This window comes from Streptomyces sp. NPDC028907 (assembly GCF_055564995.1).
In genome coordinates, this window is record NZ_JBVHVE010000020.1 from 73386 (window position 1) to 93387 (window position 20002).

Sequence of the window (20002 nt, forward strand, 5' to 3'; positions counted from 1 at the left end):
GCGGGTACTCGGCGAGGCCAGGAACGACCACGCCGGAGGAGGCCCCAAATGACCAGTGGCACCGAGACCGGTGGCGTGACCGGTACACCGGACAAGGACTACAACCTGATCTGGTACGTGGAGGCGTGCCTGAGCAACGCCCTGCGGCTGGAGGGCTACATCGAGGACGCGGAACGCGGCAAGGACACCGAGGTGGCCGACCTGTTCCGCAAGGCGCAGGCCGACAGTCGCAAGGGTGCCGAGCTGGGCAAGACGCTCCTGCGCAGGCGACTGAACGGGGGTTGACCGCCCGGTCGCCCGTGCGGCCCGCAGGGCCCGGACACCGAGGAAGCCGTGGTGTCCGGGCCCTCGTTCGTGCCGGAGTCGTGGTGGGCCGGTGTGGAGTGGTTACGCTCTCAACTACCTTTTGGACACGTAGGGTTTACTTCTGTTCGGCCGATCGGACCGAACAGGGTTGCTATGGTGCTACTCGCCGGTAGCAAGCTGGACGGGGACGGACGGGGGACAGTCGGCCGAGGTGGTCGCACCCATCCGCCAACCGGCTCTCGAACTCCAGTTCCTCGCCCACCGATCCAGACAGGTGAGACTCGCCACATGGTTCGATCCCTGGTCGATCTGCTGACCCAGCACGCCACGCACCACCCCGACCGAACCGCCTACCGCCACCTCGTCACCGGCGACTGCGACGGCGAGATCCAGGAGATCTCCTACGGCCGTCTCGCCGCCCGCTCCCGTGCCGTCGCCGCCTGGCTCCAGGAGCGCGGCCTGGCCGGTACCCGCGCCATGCTGCTCTACCCGCCCGGCCTGGAGTTCATCAGCGGCTATCTGGGCTGCCTCGCCGCGGGTGTCGTCGCCGTACCGGGCGTGGCGCCGCAGGGCCGCGTGCACAACCACCGGGCCCTGACCCGGATGAAGCGGCTGATCGCCGACGCCGACGCCAAGGTGATCCTGGGCGGCCGTGAGGTGATCGCGGCCCTGTCCGGCATGGCGGAGCAGCTGCCCGAGCTCGCCGACCTCACCTGCCTCGCCACCGAGGACATCCCCGACGAGGCGTCCACCGACTGGCGCGAGCCCGACCTCACCGCCGACTCGGTCGCCTTCCTCCAGTACACCTCCGGCTCCACCGCCGCCCCGCGCGGCGTGATGGTCACCCACGGAAACCTGCTGGACAACGAGCGGATCCTCACCGAGTCCATGGGGCACACGCCGGACACGATCGAGGAGTACGGCCACGAGATGTTCGTCAGCTGGCTGCCCGTGTACCACGACATGGGCCTCATAGGCCCCGTCCTCAACACGGTCTACCTCGGCGTGACCACCACCCTCTTCTCGCCCCTGCACTTCCTCCAGCAGCCCGGGCGCTGGCTGACCGCGATCAGCCACTACCGCCCGCACACCAGCGGCGGCCCCAACTTCGCGTACGAACTCTGTCTGAGGCACGCCGGCCCCGAACTCCTGGACGGCCTCGACCTCAGCAGCTGGAAGGTCGCCGTCAACGGCGCGGAACCGGTCCGCGCCGCCACCCTGAGGCGCTTCACCGAGACCTTCGCCCCGGCCGGCTTCCGCCCCGAGGCCCTCCACCCCTGCTACGGCCTCGCCGAGTCCACCCTCATGGTCACCGGCAGCACGGCCCACACCGCGCCCACCCTCCTCCAGCCCGCCGAGTCCGGCCCGCACGCGGGCCAGATGGACGCCGCCACCGTCAGCTGCGGCCGCCCCGGCCGGCACGTGACCGTCGTCATCGCCGATCCCCAGCGGCACGAAGCGCTGCCCGACGGCGAGGTCGGCGAGATCTGGGTGCGCGGCGCCAGCGTCGCCAAGGGCTACTGGCGCAACGCCCTCGCCACCCGCGAGACCTTCCGCGCCGCCCTCGCCGGACACGAGGGACGCTTCCTGCGCACCGGCGACCTCGGATTCCTGCACGACGGCGAACTCTTCGTCACCGGCCGCCTCAAGGACCTCATCGTCATCGACGGCCGCAACCACTATCCGCAGGACCTGGAACTGACCGCCGAGATGGCCCACCCGGCCCTGCGTCCCGGCTGCGCCGCCGCGTTCTCCGTCGACGGGCTGGACGAGGGGGACACGGACAGCACGGGGAGCGCGGGGGCAGCGAGCGGAGCCGGCGGTGAACAGGCCGTCGTCATCGCCGAGATCGCCCCGGACGCGGCGTCCGAGGCCGAGAAGATCACCGACGTCATCCGTGGCGAGATCGGCGAGGCCCACGGCCTGTCGGTGCGGGACGTCGTCCTGGTCGAGCCGGGCACCATCCCGAAGACGTCCAGTGGCAAGATCCAGCGCCACGCCACCAGGGCGGCCTACCTGAACGGCACCCTGGCCGCCGTCGCCGCGCCCGACCCGAGCTGACACCACCCGGTCGAGCGTCGGGACGCCGACGCGCCCGCCGTCCGGCCGTGGCCCCGTACAGCCGTTCCGCCGAGCGCGGCCTCGGGCCGTACGGCCACCACCCCCCTGCCCGAATCCACGAGGACACCTCTCCAGATGCCTGCGCACGACGCCCCGAAGCAGTTCTCCGAGCCGTCGCTCACCACACCGGACGGTGTGCGGGCCTGGCTGGAGTCGGCCGTCGCCGAGGCGGCCGGGCTCGACCCGCTGGCCGTCGACCCGGAGCGGCCTCTCGCCGAACTCGGCCTGGGGTCACGGAAGTTGGTGACACTTGCCGCAGACCTGTCCACGGCCACCGGCCGGACCCTGGACCCGTCCCTGATCTTCAACCACCCCACCGTCGCGGCCCTCGCCCAGGCGGTGTTCGACGAGACATCCACGCGTGTCCCGGCGGCGGCCCCGCCCGCAGAGCACACGCCCGCGCGGTCCGGCGACGACATCGCGATCGTCTCCATGGCCTGTCGTCTCCCCGGGGGCGCCGACAACCCCGAGGCGCTGTGGCGACTGCTCGCCGCGGGCGAGGACGCCATCACCGAGGTACCGACGGGCCGTTGGGACACCGCGGGGCTGCACGACCCAGCCCCGGACGCCACCGGCAAGGCGTACTCCCTGCGCGGCGGCTACCTGTCCGGCATCGACCGCTTCGACGCGTCCTTCTTCGGGATCTCGCCCCGTGAGGCCGCCGCCATGGACCCGCAGCAGCGGCTGCTCCTGGAGACAAGCTGGGAGGCGATCGAACGCGCCGGAATCGTCCCGGACACGCTGAACGGCAGCTCCACGGGCGTCTACATCGGCCTCTACGACTGCGGCTATCTGGCCTCGGCCGCCCTGGACCAGCTCGACGGGCACGTCGGCACCGGCTCGGCCTCCAGCGTGGCGTCCGGCCGTATCGCCTACACCCTCGGCCTCCAGGGCCCCGCCGTCACCGTCGACACCGCCTGCTCGTCCTCCCTGGTCGCCCTGCATCTGGCGGCGCGGGCCCTGGCCGGCGGCGAGTGCGACCTCGCGCTGGCGGGCGGGGCGACACTGCTGGTGACCCCGCGCGGGCACGTCGAGTTCAGCAGGCTGCGCGGACTGTCGCCGTCCGGGCGGTGCAGTCCGTTCTCGGCCGACGCGGACGGCGTGGTGTGGGCCGAGGGGTGCGGCATGGTGCTGCTCAAGCGGCTCGCGGACGCGCGGCGCGACGGCGACCGGGTCCTCGCCGTCGTCAAGGGCTCGGCGATCAACCAGGACGGCCGCAGCCAGGGCCTCAGCGCCCCCAACGGACCAGCCCAGGAAAGGGTGTTGCGGGCAGCGCTCGACGCCGCCGGGCTCCAGCCGCACGACCTGGACCACGTCGAGGCACACGGCACCGGCACCCCGCTGGGCGACCCGATCGAGGCCGGGGCCCTGGCCGCCGTCTTCGGACCCGACCGGCCCGCGGGGCACCCCCTCGGCGTCGGCTCCCTGAAGTCCAACATCGGCCACACCCAGGCCGCCGCGGGCATCGCCGGCGTCATCAAGACCGTGCTCGCCCTCGGCCACGAACGCATACCCGCGTCCCTGCACGCCGAGAACCCGACCGAGCACATCGGCTGGGCGCACGGCGGACTGCGTCTGATCGACCAGCCGCGGCCCTGGCCACGCCACCCTGAGCGGGTGCGGCGCGCCGGGGTGAGCGCGTTCGGGATCAGCGGCACGAACGCCCATGTGGTACTGGAGGAAGCACCCGAGGAACAGCCGGCCGAACCGGCCGCCGACCTCCCCGGGACGACCCTCTTCCCGCTCTCCGCCCGCACCCTCCCCGCCCTGCGCGCACAGGCCGGCCGCCTTCTGGAGAGCCTCGAACAGCAGCCGCAGGCGCCGCTCCCCGCCGTCGCCGCCACACTGGCCCACCACCGCACCCACTTCGAGCACCGGGCCGTCGTCCGGGCGGGCGACCGCGACGAACTGCTCACCGCCCTGCGGGACCTCGCCGAGGACCGCCCCGGCACCGAGCTGATCACCGGCCCCGAACACGCCCTCACCCCCGGCAAGTTGGCGTTCGTGTTCCCCGGGCAGGGCTCCCAGTGGGCCGGCATGGCCCGCGACCTGCTCGACCGTGACCCCGTGTTCGCCGACGAACTCGACCGCTGCGACGCCGCCCTGCGCCCGTTCACCGGCTGGTCGGTGACCTCCGTCGTGCGCGGTGACACCGGCGCCCCGAACCTGGAGCGTGTCGACGTCGTCCAGCCGGTCCTGTTCGCCGTGATGGTGTCGCTGGCCGCCGTCTGGCGCGCTCGCGGCATCCGGCCGGACGCGGTCGTCGGACACAGCCAGGGAGAGGTCGCCGCCGCCTGCGTCGCCGGTGCGCTGAGTCTCAACGACGCCGCGGCCGTGGTCGCCCTGCGCAGCCAGGCGCTGACCGCCGTGTCCGGCACCGGCACCATGGCCGTCGTCGCCCTGCCGCACACCGACGTCGAGGCCCGACTGGCCGACCACGGCGGCGAGATCGGCGTCGCCGCCGTCAACAGCGGCCGCTCGACCGTGGTCGCAGGCGCCGTGGACGCCGTGGAGGCCCTGCTCACCGACCTCGACCGGCAGCAGGTCTTCGTCCGCCGCCTCGATGTCGACTACGCCTCCCACAGCGCCCAGGTCGAGCCGCTCCGCACCACGATCCTCGACGAACTCGACGGAGTCACCACCATTCCCACACCCGTGACCTGGTACTCCACGGTCACGGGCGAGCCGGTCACCGAGGAACTCGAAGCCGACTACTGGTACACCAACCTGCGCGAACCCGTCCGCTTCGCGCCCACCGTCGAGCGCATGGCCGCCGACGGCTACCGCCGCTTCGTCGAGCTCAGCCCCCACCCCGCGCTCCTCACCGCCCTGCGCACCATCGACGAGGACCTCGTCGCGGTCGGATCCCTCCGCCGCGACGAGGACGGCCCCGCCTGTCTGGACCGCGCCACCGCCGAACTCCACGTCCACGGACGGCACATCGACTGGCGCCGCCCGGTCCCGCCGACCGCTCCGGCAGATCTGCCGACCTACGCCTGGGACGCACAGCGGCACTGGATCGAGCCCGCTGCCGCCGCCACCGCGCCCGGGCTCTTCGACCGCGCCGCACACCCGTTGCTCGGCATCCAGCTCCAGTCGGCGGACCGGACCCGCTGGACCTTCCGCGACGAGTGGTCCCCGGCCACCGCCGACTGGCTGCCCGACCACACCGTCTTCGGCCGGACCGTGGTCTCGGGCACCACCCTGCTCGAACTCTGCCGTGCCGCCCTCGCCGCGACCCGCCCGGACACCCCCGCAGACGTCTGCGACCTGCTCCTCCTCGCGCCTCTCACCCTGCCCGCCACCGGCACGGTCGAGGTGTCCGTCGAGGTGGTCGTCGCAGGCGCCGCCCCGGAGATCACGATCCACAGCCGTCCCCGAGGCCAGGAGGCCACGGACTGGACCCTGCACGCCACCGCGTCCGCCGCCGAGCCCGCTGCGGTGCCGGCCGACGAGCCACCGGCGTGGCCCGAGACGGCCGAACCGGCCTGGCACGAGGACACCTACGAGCGGCTGACCGGCCTCGGCCTCTGTTACGGCCCGGCCTTCCAAGGCGTACGACAGGCCATCGTCACCGGCGACGCAACCCTGCTGGCCCGCCTCACGCTCCCACCCGTGGCCCGCGACACCACCGACCCCTTCCCGGTTCACCCGGCACTTCTCGACGCCGCCCTCCATGCGGCCGCCGCCCTCGACAGCTCCGAGCAGCGGGTCCTGCTGCCCGTCGCCATGGCGCGCTGTGCCCTGCCGCCCGGCACGGCGACAGACCTGATCGCGTCCGTGCGCCGGGCCGACGCCTCCGGTACGGACATCACCCTGGACGTCACCCTGTGGGACCCCGACGGCTTCCCGGCAGGCCGGCTGGAGGGCGTACGCCTGCGGGCCGCGAACCCGGCCGACCTCCACAGCGCCTCGGAGAACGGCCGCCACCTGTACGAGGTGGCGTGGACAGCCGGGCCGCAGACGCAGGCCGGCACACCCGGCACCGCATGGGCCGTCCACGGTGACGGGTCGGACCCGGCTGTCGCGACGGCCCTGCGCGACCTGCGAGCGGCGGGCGTCCAGATCACCGCCGAGGGCGCCGACACCGTCGTACGCGTCTGGCCCCGCACCGCACCCGATGCCGAACCGACCGGGACGGCACAGGAGTTGGCGGAAACCGCGCTGGCCGAACTCCAGACGTTGATCGCCCTCCCACCGGACCGGGCGCCCGCGCGCACCATCTGGGTCACGCGGGGCGCGGTCGCGGCAGCCGACGGGGACACGGTTCCCGGGTTCGCCCAGTCGGTGCTGTGGGGCCTCGCCCGCGGTGCCCGCGCCGAACACCCCGGACTCGGCCTGACCCTGCTCGACCTCGACGGTGACGAACCCCCGCTGCTCACCGTCGCAGCATGTGCCGACGAGCCGGAACTAGCCCTGCGCGACGGTGAGGTGCTGGTCCCGCGCCTCGTACGGGCCCGTCCCGCGCCGTCCGACCGCTCGGCATGGATCCCCGCCGACGGCACGGTCCTGATCACCGGAGGCCTCGGCGCGGTGGGCCGCGGCATCGCCCGCCTGCTCGCCGAGGACGGCGTTCCCCGCCTGCTGCTGACGTCCCGTCAGGGAGCCGAGGACTCCCGTGCTGCGGACGTCGTCGCCGAGCTGACCGCACTCGGCGCCGAGGTGGAGATCGCCGCGTGCGACGTCGCGGACGGCGCCGCCGTGGCCGGGCTGCTGGACGGCATCGGGGACGAGTCGCCGCTGCGGGGCATCGTCCACTGTGCCGGGGTCCTCGCCGACGGGGTGGTGGCCGAGCTGACTCCCGAGCGCCTCGCACAGGTGCTGCGCCCAAAGGTCGACGGCGCCGCCCACCTGCACCGGCTCACCGCCGACCGGCCGCTCGACCTCTTCCTCCTGGTGTCCTCGGCAGCGGGAGTCGTCGGCAACGCGGGCCAGGCCAACTACGCCGCCGCCAACGCCTTCCTCGACCAACTCGCCCACCATCGACGCGCCCTGGGCCTGGCCGGAGTCTCGGTCTCCTTCGGCGCCTGGGCGGGCGAAGGGCTCGCGGCACAGCATGCCGACCTGGAGCGGATGGCCCGCCTGGGTCATCGCGCCCTCACCCCCGACCAGGGCCGCGAGCTGGCCGAGCTCGCCCTGCGCCGCGACTCCGCCCACCTGGTCGCCTGGGCCCTGGACCTGCCCCGCCTGCGGGCCGCAGCACCCGAAGGCGCCCTGTGGCGCTCGCTGCTCCCCGCGCGCCCCGCTCAGGCCGGCGGCCGCACCCTGGCCGACCGGCTGGCCCGGCTGCCGCAGACCGAACGTCCCGCACGTGTCCTCGCCCTGGTACGCGAGGAGGCCGCCCACGCCCTCGGTCTGCGCTCGGCGGAATCCGTCCGCCCCGACCAGCCGCTGCGCGACCTCGGCATGGACTCGGTGGCAGCGGTCGACCTGCGCAACCGCATCAGCAACCGCCTCGGCACCAAACTCCCCGCCACCCTCCTCTTCGACCACCCCACACCCACGCGCCTCGCCGAGTACCTGCTCACCGGCGTCCTCGCGACAACAGGCAGCCCGAGCCATGAGCTCAAGCCCGCGCCCGCGCTGTCGTCGGACGAGCCGGTGGCCCTCGTCGCCATGGCCTGCCGGCTGCCCGGCGGCGTGAGCGACCCGGAGGGGCTGTGGCGACTTGTCGCGGAGGGACGGGACGCGGTCGGGCCGTTCCCGGCGGGTCGGTGGGACGTCGATTCGCTGTACGACCCCGACCCGGACGCGCTCGGCAAGTCGTACGCCCGCGAGGGCGGTTTCCTGGACGACATCGACTCCTTCGACGCGGCCTTCTTCGGCATCACCCCGAAGGAGGCGGCGGCCATGGACCCGCAGCAGCGACTGCTGCTGGAGACGGCCTGGGAGTCGCTGGAGCGCGCCGGGATCGTGCCCGCCGACCTGGCGGGCAGCACCACCGGTGTCTACGTCGGCATGTTCGGCAGCGACTACCTGTCCGGCACCCGGCTCGACCAGCTGGACGGCTACGTCGGCACGGGCTCCGCGCTGAGCGTGGCCTCGGGCCGGCTCGCGTACACCCTCGGACTGAACGGCCCCGCGCTCACCGTGGACACCGCGTGCTCGTCGTCGCTGGTGGCCGTGCATCTCGCGGCCCAGGCGCTGCGCGCGGGGGAGTGCGATCTGGCGCTCGCCGGCGGTGTCACCCTGATGGTCACGCCGCAGACCTTCGTCGAGTTCAGCCGGCTGCGCGGCCTGTCGCCGACGGGCCGCTGCCGCTCCTTCTCCGACGGCGCCGACGGCGCCATCTGGGCGGAGGGCGCCGGCATGGTCGTGCTGAAACGACTGAGCGACGCCCGGCGCGACGGCGACCCGGTGCTGGCCGTCCTGCGCGGCACCGCCGTCAACCAGGACGGCCGCAGCCAGGGGCTGTCCGCGCCCAACGGCCCCGCTCAGGAGCAGGTGATCCGACGGGCACTGGAGCGGTCCGGACTCACGCCCGCCGACCTCGACCACGTCGAGGCGCACGGCACCGGCACGACCCTCGGCGACCCCATCGAGGCGAACGCCCTCGCGGAGGTCTTCGGCGCCTCGCGCCCCGGGGGCCGCCCGCTCCACCTGGGCTCACTGAAGTCCAACATCGGGCACGCGCAGGCGGCTTCGGGTGTGCTCGGCCTGATCAAGGTCGTGCAATCGCTGCGCCACGAGACCCTCCCACGCACCCTGCACGCCGACACCCCGAGCCGCCACGTCGACTGGGCGGACAGCGGACTGCACCTGCTGCGCGAGGAGACCGCCTGGCCCGCGTCGGCGCGGCGGATCCGACGTGCGGGCGTGAGCGCCTTCGGGATCAGCGGCACCAACGCGCATGTGATCGTCGAGGAGGCGGGTCCGCAGACCGCCGAGCGGTCGGCCGAAGTCCTCCCGGGCAAGCGGCTGTTCGTCCTGTCCGGCCGCAGCGAGCCGGGCCTGCGCGGACAGGCCGCCGCACTGGCCCGCCACCTGGCAGCCGTCGATTCCGACGCCGATACCGCGCTGTCGGACACCGCCCACACCCTGGCCCACCACCGCAGCCACTTCGAGCGACGCACCGCGATCCTGGCCGAGAACCGCGACGAACTGCGCTCCGTCCTAGGTGAGTTGGCGGCGGGCCGGCTCCCGCTGCCGTCACCCCGGGAGGAGCAGACGGGCAAGGTCGCCTTCGTCCACGCCGGGCACGGCGGCCAATGGCCCGGCATGGGCCTGGACCTGATGGCCGAGTCGCAGGCGTTCCACGAGGAGCTGACCCGGATCGACGAGGCGGTGGAGCGGCAGGCCGGCTGGTCGGTGCTCAACGCGCTGCGGGCGCCGGAGGAGTTCTCCCCGCTGGAGCGCACCGAATATCTCCAGCCGACGCTGTTCGCCGTGAACTCGGCACTGACGGCCGCCTGGCGCTCGCTCGGCGTCACCCCGGACGCCGTGACCGGGCACAGCCTGGGTGAGGTCGCCGCCGCGTACAGCGCGGGCGCGCTCACCCTGGACGACGCCGTGAAGGTGGTGACCGGGCGCGCCCGGGCGGTCGTACCGGTCGCGGGCAAGGGCGGCATGCTGTCCCTGGACCTGCCGCGCCCACGGGTCGAGGAACTCCTCACGCCCTACGCCGGCCGGTTGTTCGTCGCGGCCGTCAACGGCCCCCACTCCACAGCCGTCTCCGGTGCGGCCGACGCGCTGGACGAGCTGCGCCGCGGCCTCGACGAGCAGGGGATCGAGGCCCGGCCGCTGTCGACCCCGTTCGCCTCCCACACCCCGCTCATGGCCCCGCTCCGCCAGGACCTGCTCGACCGCCTCCCCGGCATCCGAGGGTCGCGGACCGCGGTGCCGCTGTACTCGACCGTGCTGGCGGAACCCGTGCCCGGAGACCGTCTGGACCCCGCCTACTGGTACGCCAACCTCAGCGAACCGGTCCGCTTCGCGGACACCATCCGCCGCATGCTGGACGACGGATACCGCTACTTCGTCGAGCTCAGCCCGCACCCCACGCTCGGGTCTTCCATCGAGGCCGTGGCGGCCGAGGCCGGAATCGACGCGGTGAGCATCGGCTCGCTGCGCCGTCGGCGGGGCGGGCGGAACGTACTGCTGTGCAGGCTGGGCGAGTTGTACACGGCCGGGCACACGCCCGACTGGTCCGCGCTGTTCCCGGCCGGCCGCCGCGTCGACCTGCCGACCTACGCCTTCGCCCGCGAACGCCACTGGCTAGCCCCCGCCCCGGCCACCGCGACCGGCGCCTCACCGCTGCTGGCCACGCATGTCGAGGCCAGCGACGACGCCGACCGGCACCTCTTCCAGACCGAGGTGGACCTGCGCGACAGCCGCTTCGCCTATCTGGCGGACCACCGGGTCACCGGAGAGGTCTGGCTGCCTGGCGCCGCCTTCCTGGGCATGGCGCTGGAGGCCGCCGCCACCGTGCAGGGCGGCGGCGAGGTACGGCTCCGCGACGTCGGCCTCCTCCAGCCGCTGCGCCTGGACGAGTCCCGGCCGACACGCCTGCAACTCGTCCTGAAGCCGGCCGTCGACGGCGTCCGGGACTTCACGATCTCCTCGGCCCGGGACACCGACGGACAGCGCGCCCGCTGGGAACGGCACGTAGACGGCCGTATCGCCGTCACTCCCGCCGAAACCACAGCCGACCCGACCGAGCAGCCGGCCACACTGCGCGCCCGGTGCACGGAGCCCGCCGACCTCCCGACCGTCTACGGCACCCTCGCCGCCCTCGGCATCGAGTACGGACCCGCCTTCCGCGGCCTGGAGTCCGGCCGCCGCTCCCACACCGCCGCGGTCGCCCGCCTGGCCGACCGGCCCGCCGCCGGCCATCTGCTCCACCCGGCCGTCCTCGACGCCGCCTTCCACACGGCCGCACTGCCCGCTGACGCACCCCAGGGACGGGCGTTCGTACCCGCCGGGGTCGGACGCCTGCGCCACACAGGGCTGCGCACCGCCCCCGCCTGGGTGACCTGCGAGCTGCGGTCCGTGTCCGGCGACACCGCCACCTTGGACCTTCGCCTGTACGACGACGAGGACCAACTGCTGCTGGAGGCCGAGGAGTTCCGACTGGCCGCGCTCTCACCGCTGGACGGAGCGCTGTTCGAGACCCGCTGGCGGCCGCGCCCGCCCGCCGACCAGCCGCCCGCACCAGGCAGCTGGCTCGTCCTGGCCGACGAGTCGGGCGTGGCCGCCGATCTGGCCGAGCGACTCGGCACCTCCGTGCCCTGCGTGATCGCCCGCAGGGGCGAGGAGTTCGCCGCCGAGGGCCCCGGCCGGTACGTTCTCGACACGGCCGACCCGGGCCAGCTGGCGCGCCTGCTCGACGAGGCCTTCGCCCACGAAACTCCCCAGCGGGTCGTGCAGCTCTCCGCGCTCGACGCCCCCGCGATCGAGGACGGACGTACGGCCGAGGAGGCGGCCCGGCTGTGCTGCCTCAGCACCATGCACCTGGTGCGAGCACTCGCCGACCGGGCACAGGCGCCCCGCCTCTTCGTCGTCGCCCGGGGGAGCCAAGCCGCCGGTGACAGCGCCCAGGTGACGCACCCTCAGCAGGCGCTCGCCTGGGGCTTCGGTCTCGCCCTCGCACAGGAACACCCCGAGCTGAGGACCACCCTCGTCGACCTCCCGCCCACGGACGGCGCCGACGCCCTGTGGACCCAGCTGTGGCACGCCGACGACGAACGTCTCGTCGCACTGCGGGACGACGCACGCCTCGTACCCCGGCTGACCCGCACCCGCCCGGACGACTCCGGGCAAGGCGCGACCTCCCCGGACGGTGCGTATCTCATCACCGGTGGTCTGGGCGGTCTCGGCCGGGTCGTCGCCGAGCGACTGGCCCGCCGGGGAGCCCGTCGGCTGGCCCTCATGAGCCGGAGCGCACCGAACGCGGACGCCCTGGACTGGATCCGGGGGCTCGAAGAGCGGGGCGTCACCGTGCACCTGGCCCGCGCCGACGTCGCCGACCGCGCGGGACTGGCGGCCGCGCTGGACGCCGTACGCCACGAACTCGGCCCGATCACCGGCGTCGTCCACGCGGCCGGCGTCCTCGACGACGCCACGATCGCGGGCCTGACCGACGAGCGCGTCCTGCGCGTCCTCGGACCCAAGGTCCTGGGTACCGCCCTGCTCACCGAACTGACCCCGGACGCCGAGGACTTCGTCCTGTTCGCCTCGGCGGCGGGCCTGCTCGGCTCGGCCGGACAGAGCCCCTATGCCGCGGCCAACGCCTTCCTCGACGCCTGGGCGCATCACCTCTCCCTGCGGGACCGCCGCGCGCTGAGCCTCGACTGGGGCGCCTGGGCCGGCGTCGGCATGGTGTCCGCGTCCGGCGTACGGGAGGCCGAGACGGCCCGTTCCGGACTGCTCGCCTTCTCCGCGCAGGACGGCGGTGAGCTGTTCGAGCGGGTGCTGACGACCTCCCGCCGCCAGCTCGCCCCCATGGCCCTCGACTGGGACCTGCTGGCCCTCGACCCCGACGCCGCCCGTACCCGCCCGGTCCTGGCCGACCTGGTCACCGCCCCCACCGGCACGCCCGACACGGACGACCTCGTCAAGAACGTGTTCGCGGCGACGACCGACACCGAACGCGCCGTACGCCTTGAGGCATACGTGCGCGCCCGGGTCGGCGAGGTCTCCGGCGGGGCGGTCCAGGTGTCCGCGACCACGGCCCTGAAGGAACTCGGCCTCGACTCCCTCATGCTGGTGCGGCTGCGCAACGCCTTCGCCCGCGAGCTCGGCGTCGAGCTCCCCGCCGCCACCGTCTTCTCGGCCGCCGACATCCGCGGCCTCGCCCAGGCTCTGAGCACCGCGCTGCCCGAACGGGACACCACGACACCGCACGAGCCGCAGTACACCGCCGAGGTACCGGCGACCGAACCGCACCCCGCGACCCGCGATGTCGTACGCCTGCTGCGCAGCGCCGGGCCGGGCATGCCCGACGCGGCCCACGCCGTCGGCCTCGCCGTACGCCTCACCACCCCGACCACCCGCGAGACCCTCACGGGCATCCTCGACCGCCTCACCGCACGCCACGCCGCCCTGCGCACCGCCGTCGTCACCGCCGACGAGGGCGGACGGCAGCTGAGGGTGGACCGCGAACTGCCGGAAACGCCGCTGCGGTGGACGGTCGTTGCGCCGGACACGGCTCTGGACGCCGCCGACCGGCTGCGCGGGCTTCTGGAACCGCCGTTCGATCTGACCGCCGCGCCCCTGTGGCGTTTCGAGCTGCTGGACGGCGCAGAGCGCGGCCAGATCCTGGTCTACGGCGCCCACCACGCGGTCAGCGATCTCCAGTCGCTGCTGCTGGTGGCGGGCGAGATCGACGCCGAGCTCTCCGGTGACGCGCTCGACGACACCATCGCCAACCGCGACATCCATCTGCTGATCGAGGCCCAGCAGACCGGTGGCCAGACCGGCGGCTCCGACGGGCAGGTCAACGGGCCGGCCGACGCGGACGACTGGCGCGAGGCCTTCCGGGGCAGCGCACGCCTCGACCTGACCCTGAGCCGACCGCGCCCGCAGACCCGCTCCTACCGGGCCGGCAGCGTCACCCTGCCGATCCCCGACGGCCTCATGGACCGGATCTCCAGCGCCGCGAGCCGCCTGGCCGTGACACCCGCCGCCTTCTGCCTCGGCACCCTCACCGTCCTCCTGGCCAGGAAGCGCGAGCGCGACCGCTTCGTCCTCGCCGTGCCCGTGGACACCCGCATCCACGCCGACGCCTACGACGCGGTGGGCTTCTTCGGCGTGCCGGTGCCCTTCCCCGCCGAGGCGAACCCGGCGGAGCGCGTCGAGGATGTGCTGCGCCGCACCGACGGGCGGCTGGAGCGGGTGCTGACCAAGGGCGCCATGTTCTCCGACGTGCTGCCCGCGCTGGCCCGGCAGGGCCTGTACCGGGCGAACGCGCCGCTGGTGGAGGTGTACTTCAACTACGTACGCGCCGCGCGCGGACTGACCGCCCTGGAGGTGCTTCCGGCCGGGACGGGCTACTCCGACCTCGACCTGATGATCACCATGACCCCGGACGCGGGCCGTATCCGCCTCGACCACAACCTCGACATCCTGGACGCGGCTGAGGTCGCCGAGCTGGGGGAGGAGCTACTGCGGCTGCTGGCGGAGACGGCCGACGACCCGACGGGCCCGGCGCGCATTCCCGCACCGGCCGCTGCTGCTCCGGCCGCCGCTCCGGCCCGGGCCAAGGCCGACAGGCTCGCCCTCGCCGCCACCTTCGCGCTGGGCAATCTGCCCGTGATGTGCGAGACGGCCCTCGCCGCGGCGGCACCGGACAGCCCGACCACCGTCGCCGAGGCCCCGTACCACCACGTCCTGGCGGGCCTGCGCGACCCGTCCGGGGTGTTCGCCGACCCGGCCACGACGGCCGGCGTCGTCCTGCTGCGGGCCACGGACCTGCAACGCTTCGGCCCGGTCGACGACACGCTGCTCGCCGAACTGCGCACCGCCTACCCGCAGGCACTGCGTGCGGTGGCGAAGCGCACCCGCAAGCCGCTCATCGTCGGCTTCCTGCCCACCGCACAGGAGGAGGACCGCCTGCGCCGCTGGGAACAGGAGGTCGCCGCCGAGCTGGCCGAGGTGCCCGGTATCGCCGTCCTCGGCCCCGACGACTGGACCCGCCACCACCCCGTCGCGGATCGCTTCGACGAACGCACCGAACACCTGGCCCACCTCCCCTTCACCGCCCCCTTCCAGGCGGCCGTGGCCCTCCGCCTCGCCGAGGCCGTACGCGCCGCACGCCGTCCGGCGCCCAAGGTGATCGCGGTCGACGGCGACGAGACCCTGTGGGGCGGCGTCGCCGGGGAGATCGGCCCCGGGGCCGTGGACCTGACCGGTCCGCGCTCCCTGCTCGCCCGCAGGCTGCTGCACTGGCGGGCGGCCGGCGCGCTGCTGGTGCTGGTCAGCAACAACGACGAGGACGTCGTCCGCGCCGTACTGGACCGCCCGGACAGCCCGCTGAAGGCGGAACACTTCAGCGTGATCTCCGCGGCCTGGCACCCGAAGCCGGCCCGCCTCGCCGATGTCGCCGACACGCTCGACCTCGGCCTGGACAGCTTCCTGTTCCTCGACGACAACCCGGCCGAGATCGCCAAGATGCGCGCCGCGCTCCCGCAGGTGCTGTCGGTGACCTGCCCGCCGGCGGACGAACTGACGGAGTTCCTGGGCCGGTTGTGGCCGCTGGTCCCCGCGGCCGCCACCGCCGAGGACGCGCTGCGAGCGCGGTTCTACGAGCAGGAACGCGAGCGGGACGCCGTCCGCGCGGAGGCCGGTTTCGAGGAGTTCCTGGGACAGCTGGAGCTGGAGGTGGACGTCCGGGCGCTGTCCGAGGCCGACGTGCAGCGGGCGGAGCAACTCGTGCGCCGCACCAACCAGTTCACGCTCCGCGCACGCTCGGCTGACGGCGGCGACGTCGCCCGCTGGCGCGAGCACGGCGAGGTCTGGACGGCCACCGCCCGGGACCGCTTCGGCGACTACGGCCAGATAGGCCTCCTCGCCGTACACCGCGAGGGCGACCGGCTCGACGTCCTGGCCTGGCTGATGAGCTGCCGCGCACTCGGCCGCGGCGTCGAGGAACGCCTGCTGGGCTGGCTGGCCGACCGCGCCGAGGAGCTGGACTGCGCGAAGGTCCGCCTCACGGCGGAACGCACCGCGCGCAACACCCCGGCCCGACGCCTGCTGTCGGCGCTGGGCGGCGGAGACCAGGACGACGACCGGCTGGAGACCGTGGTCACTCCGGAACACCTTCGGACGTTCCGCTCCTGGCGACGCCCGTGACGGTACGAGAGACGCGGACAGCAACGAGGAAAGGGCAGGGCGACACCGTGAAGGGCTCCCATGCGTGAGGTGAACGAGAACGTGTCGGCAGGCGCCGACCAGCGGGCGACCGCGGAGGCGATCGAGCGCGGCGGCGTCGGCATGACCGTCTCCGACCTGCTGGCCAAGGTCACGGGTTCGGCCGCGTCCGTCGAGAGCTCCCCGGCGGCACATGACGCCGACGAGATCGCCAGCGCCATCGCGGCCGTCGCGGGCCGCCACGTCCCCGCGGGACACCTGGCGCCCGACGCCGACTTCTTCGACGCCGGGGGCACCTCCGTGGGCGCGGTGGAACTCGTCTCGGCGCTGGAGGAGGAGCTGGGCGTGTCGCTCGACCTGGACGAGGTCTTCGCCGACGCGAGGCCGATCGCGCTGGCCAAGAGCCACATGCACGTCAGGGGAACTGCTGCTGCCGCGCCGGAAGCGGCCGGCCCCGAGGCGACGTGGCCGGCTCCGCCACCTGCCGTGGCCGCGCTCCCCGACAGCGCCCCGTCGGCTGCGGTGCCGGAAAGGGCCGATCCCCTGGCGACACGGCCGACTCCGCTCCCTGCCGTGCAAGCGCGTCCGCCGCACAGCGCCGCCTCGACCGCCCTGTCGGAAACGGCCACCCCCGTGGCCACACGGCCCGTTCCATCACCCGCCGCAGCCGCGCGCACCCACAACACCCCGTCGGCCTCCACCGCCCGCCCCGAGGACCTCACCCAGATCCTCGCCGACCTGGCCCTCGCCGACCGCCTCCCCTTCACCGCCTCGCCCGACCCGGTCCCGCCCCGCCGCGCCCTGCTGACCGGCGCCACCGGCTTCCTCGGCAGCCACATGCTGCTGGACCTGCTGCGGCACAGCGACGCCCACGTCCACTGCCTGGTCCGCGCCGCCGACGAGGAGGCGGCCACGGTCCGGCTCGGTGAGGCGCTGAAGAAGTACGGGCTGCCCTGGTCGTCGGAGGTCCGCCGCCGTATCACCGTGCTCCCCGGCGACATCCGCCGGCCCCGCCTGGGCCTGTCCGACGACCTCTGGAACACCCTCGCCCACGAACTCGACAGCATCGTGGGAGTCGCGGCGGCCGTGGACTTCCTGCGCGGCTACCAGTCCCTGCGCACCAGCAACGTCCTCGGCGCCCTCACCCTCGCCGAACTGGCGGCGACCGGACGTCCCAAGCCGCTGCACCACATCTCGTCCATCGCCGTCTTCAACGAGGTCGGCATCCCCTCCATGGGCGAGGACGACCCGCTCGCCCACATCGACCGGCTCGTCGCAGGATACGACCAGACCAAGTGGGCCGCCGAGGTCGCCCTGCGCCGCGCCCGCGACCACGGCCTCGTCGTCACCGCCCTGCGCCCCGGTGGCATCGGCGGGCACACCAAGACCGGCGCGTACAACCCCCAGGACCTCAGCAGCGGGCTGGTCTCGGCCTTCGGCCGCTTCCGCACGGTCCCCGCCTTCCGCTACCTGAACGCCGCCCCCGTCGACTGGGTCAGCCGCGTCGCGGTCGCCGTCGTCTGCGAACCGGACGCCTGGGGCTTCGACTACAACCTCACCGGCGTCCCCAACACCCTCGACGACGTCGTAGGGGACATGGCGTTCGGCGGCATGCACGTCCGTGTCCACGACTGGGACGAGTGGCGCGTCGATGCCCTTGCCCGACTGGAGGCCGACCCGATCCCCGAACTGACCTTCCTCAGCCGCGTGTTGCAGAGTCCCACCGCCCTGAAACTGTGCGAGGCGACCCTGAAGGGCCCCGCCGCCACGGCCGACCGCACCACCGCGCTCGTCGAGGCCCTCGGTCTGCCGCCCGCCGCCCGCTACGGCGCCCGGGCCCAGCTGAAGACGTTCGAGCGGCTCGCGGGCGACGGCCTGGCCCGCCTCCCGCAGCAGGACGACCAGCCCTACCTGTGGTTCTCCGAGAAAACCGAGGGCAGCGTCAGTCCTGTCGCCGACGGTCCGGGCGGAGCGATTCCTGACGGAGCGATTCCTGACGGGGCGTCTCCTGGCGGCGACACACCCGGCATCCCGTGCCCGATGTCGATGTCCCTCACCCTCTCCATCGCCAGCATGCACCAGCTGGTCACGGACCGCCGCGTCGACGTACGGGGCGATGTCACCTGCCCCGCCCTGCACCCCGAGCCGCTGACCGTGGCACGCGGCGACATCTGGATCCGCCCCGAGGAAGGCATCCCGCACCGGCACGGCCTGCGCCACCAACTGCTCCGGTACCGGCTGGAGTTGACCGACGCCGACGGCGGCAGCTGGTGGCTGGAGGGGCACAAGTACGCTCGCGCCCGCCGCGACGTCTGGCGGCAGACCCGCGCCCTGACCGTGCGACTCGGCCGCGAGGGCGGACCGGCACACCTGGCCGGCGAGGTCGTCGTCCCAGCCGACTCCTATGTGCGCGACCAGATCGACGGCATCAAGGTCGACCCGCGCCTGACCAGCCAGGAGAAGCGTGCCGCCAAGCTGACCTGGCTCGCCTGGTTCGGCCTTGAGATGGGCCGCGGTCTGCTCGGCCCCTTCGCCCGGGCCGCCGCGGACCTGCTCGACCTGCGCCGCCCCCAGACCCCCACGGAGCACCACCGATGATCTTCCGGACGACTAACCCCAGGACGGCCGGGCCGGCCCTGCGCAAGGTCAGGTCCACCACGACCCTGCGCCCCCTCCAGCACCGGCTCGACCCGGCGCGCGTCGAGGAGATCCCGTTCCACGCCGGCGACGGCGTCCGCCTCGGCCTGACCCGCATCGACCCCGGCGACCGCGCCGCCGCGCACGACCGCCCCGCCGTCCTGTTCCTGCACGGACACACCGCGTCGTCCGACATGTTCCTGCTGCCCGAGACCCGCAACCTGGTCGACGCCCTCCTCGACGAGGGCCACGAACCCTGGCTGCTCGACTGGCGAGGCAGCTGCCGCCTGCCCTACAACGAGACAGGCCGCCGCTACACCTACGACGACGTCGCCCTCTACGACATCCCCGAGGCCGTCGCCCACATCCGCACCCGCATCGGCGACCGCCCCCTCTTCGTCGTCGCCCACTGCATCGGCTCCCTGACCCTCTCCCTGAGCATGACGGCGGGCCTGGTGCCCGGCCTCGCGGGCGTGGTCTCGCAGGGTGTCTTCCTCACCCCGAAGCTCGCGGGCCGCACCTCCCTGCGCATGACCCTGGCCGGAGAGCTGCTGAAGTCCCGTATCGACCACATCCCCGTCGACTTCCGCAAGGTCGGCCTCCGCTCCAAGTACACCCCGCTGTTCGCCCTGGCCTCCCGCAGGGCGACCTGCCCGGACCCGACCTGCCAGATCCTGCACAACTCGGCCTGGGGAACCGGCGCCTCGCTCTTCGTCCACGAGCACCTGACCGACACGACCCACAACCGCCTCGCCGACCTCCTCGGCCCCGCCCCGCTGTGGATCCTGCCGCACTTGCGCCGGATCGAACTGGCCCGCACCGTCGTCCGCTGGCACGACACCGACCACCGCTACCGGGCCCTCCCGCAGAACGCCCTGGACGCGGCGGCCCGCATCGACACCCCCGTCCTCCTCCTCGCGGGCAGCGAGAACGGCCTGTGGCTCGACTCCCAACGGCTCTGCCGCGACGTCCTCGCCCACCGCCAACCCCAACTCGACGTCACGTACACCGAGATCCCGGGCTACGGCCACCTGGACACGTTCCTCGGCAGGGGAGCGGCCCTCGACGTGTTCGGGCACATCCTCGACTTCCTGGAAGAACGCCGGTGACGGCAGCCCGCACGGCCGGTTAC

General features: G+C 73.7%; 5 protein-coding genes. All 5 read left to right on the forward strand.

The window, feature by feature from the left end; all coding sequences use genetic code 11:
• Positions 1-48 precede the first annotated feature (48 nt).
• The 5 genes from ACZ4UU_RS40240 (at position 49) to ACZ4UU_RS40260 (ending at position 19979) form a co-directional block, all read left to right on the forward strand.
• The gene (locus ACZ4UU_RS40240; RefSeq protein WP_471908386.1) at positions 49-285 is read left to right on the forward strand and encodes a hypothetical protein; all 237 of its coding nucleotides are present in this window, start codon (positions 49-51) and stop codon (positions 283-285) included.
• Between the two features lie 309 nt (positions 286-594).
• A complete protein-coding gene (locus tag ACZ4UU_RS40245) occupies positions 595-2367 on the forward strand; it encodes a fatty acyl-AMP ligase (protein ID WP_471908387.1) in 1773 nt (590 codons plus the stop codon).
• A gap of 135 nt (positions 2368-2502) precedes the next feature.
• Complete coding sequence (locus ACZ4UU_RS40250; protein ID WP_471908388.1) at positions 2503-16215, forward strand: SDR family NAD(P)-dependent oxidoreductase; 13713 nt, start codon at positions 2503-2505, stop codon at positions 16213-16215.
• A gap of 60 nt (positions 16216-16275) precedes the next feature.
• A complete protein-coding gene (locus ACZ4UU_RS40255) occupies positions 16276-18831 on the forward strand; it encodes a thioester reductase domain-containing protein (protein WP_471908389.1) in 2556 nt (851 codons plus the stop codon).
• A complete protein-coding gene (locus tag ACZ4UU_RS40260; protein ID WP_471908390.1) occupies positions 18828-19979 on the forward strand; it encodes an alpha/beta hydrolase in 1152 nt (383 codons plus the stop codon). Before ACZ4UU_RS40255 ends, ACZ4UU_RS40260 begins: the two co-directional genes overlap by 4 nt.
• Positions 19980-20002 lie beyond the last annotated feature (23 nt).

Bases quoted from the DNA above. Each gene is read 5' to 3' on its own strand.
- ACZ4UU_RS40240 (WP_471908386.1), top strand. From the start codon at position 49: ATGACCAGTGGCACCGAGACCGGTGGCGTGACCGGTACACCGGACAAG.
- ACZ4UU_RS40245 (WP_471908387.1), top strand. From the start codon at position 595: ATGGTTCGATCCCTGGTCGATCTGCTGACCCAGCACGCCACGCACCAC.
- ACZ4UU_RS40250 (WP_471908388.1), top strand. From the start codon at position 2,503: ATGCCTGCGCACGACGCCCCGAAGCAGTTCTCCGAGCCGTCGCTCACC.
- ACZ4UU_RS40255 (WP_471908389.1), top strand. From the start codon at position 16,276: ATGCGTGAGGTGAACGAGAACGTGTCGGCAGGCGCCGACCAGCGGGCG.
- ACZ4UU_RS40260 (WP_471908390.1), top strand. From the start codon at position 18,828: ATGATCTTCCGGACGACTAACCCCAGGACGGCCGGGCCGGCCCTGCGC.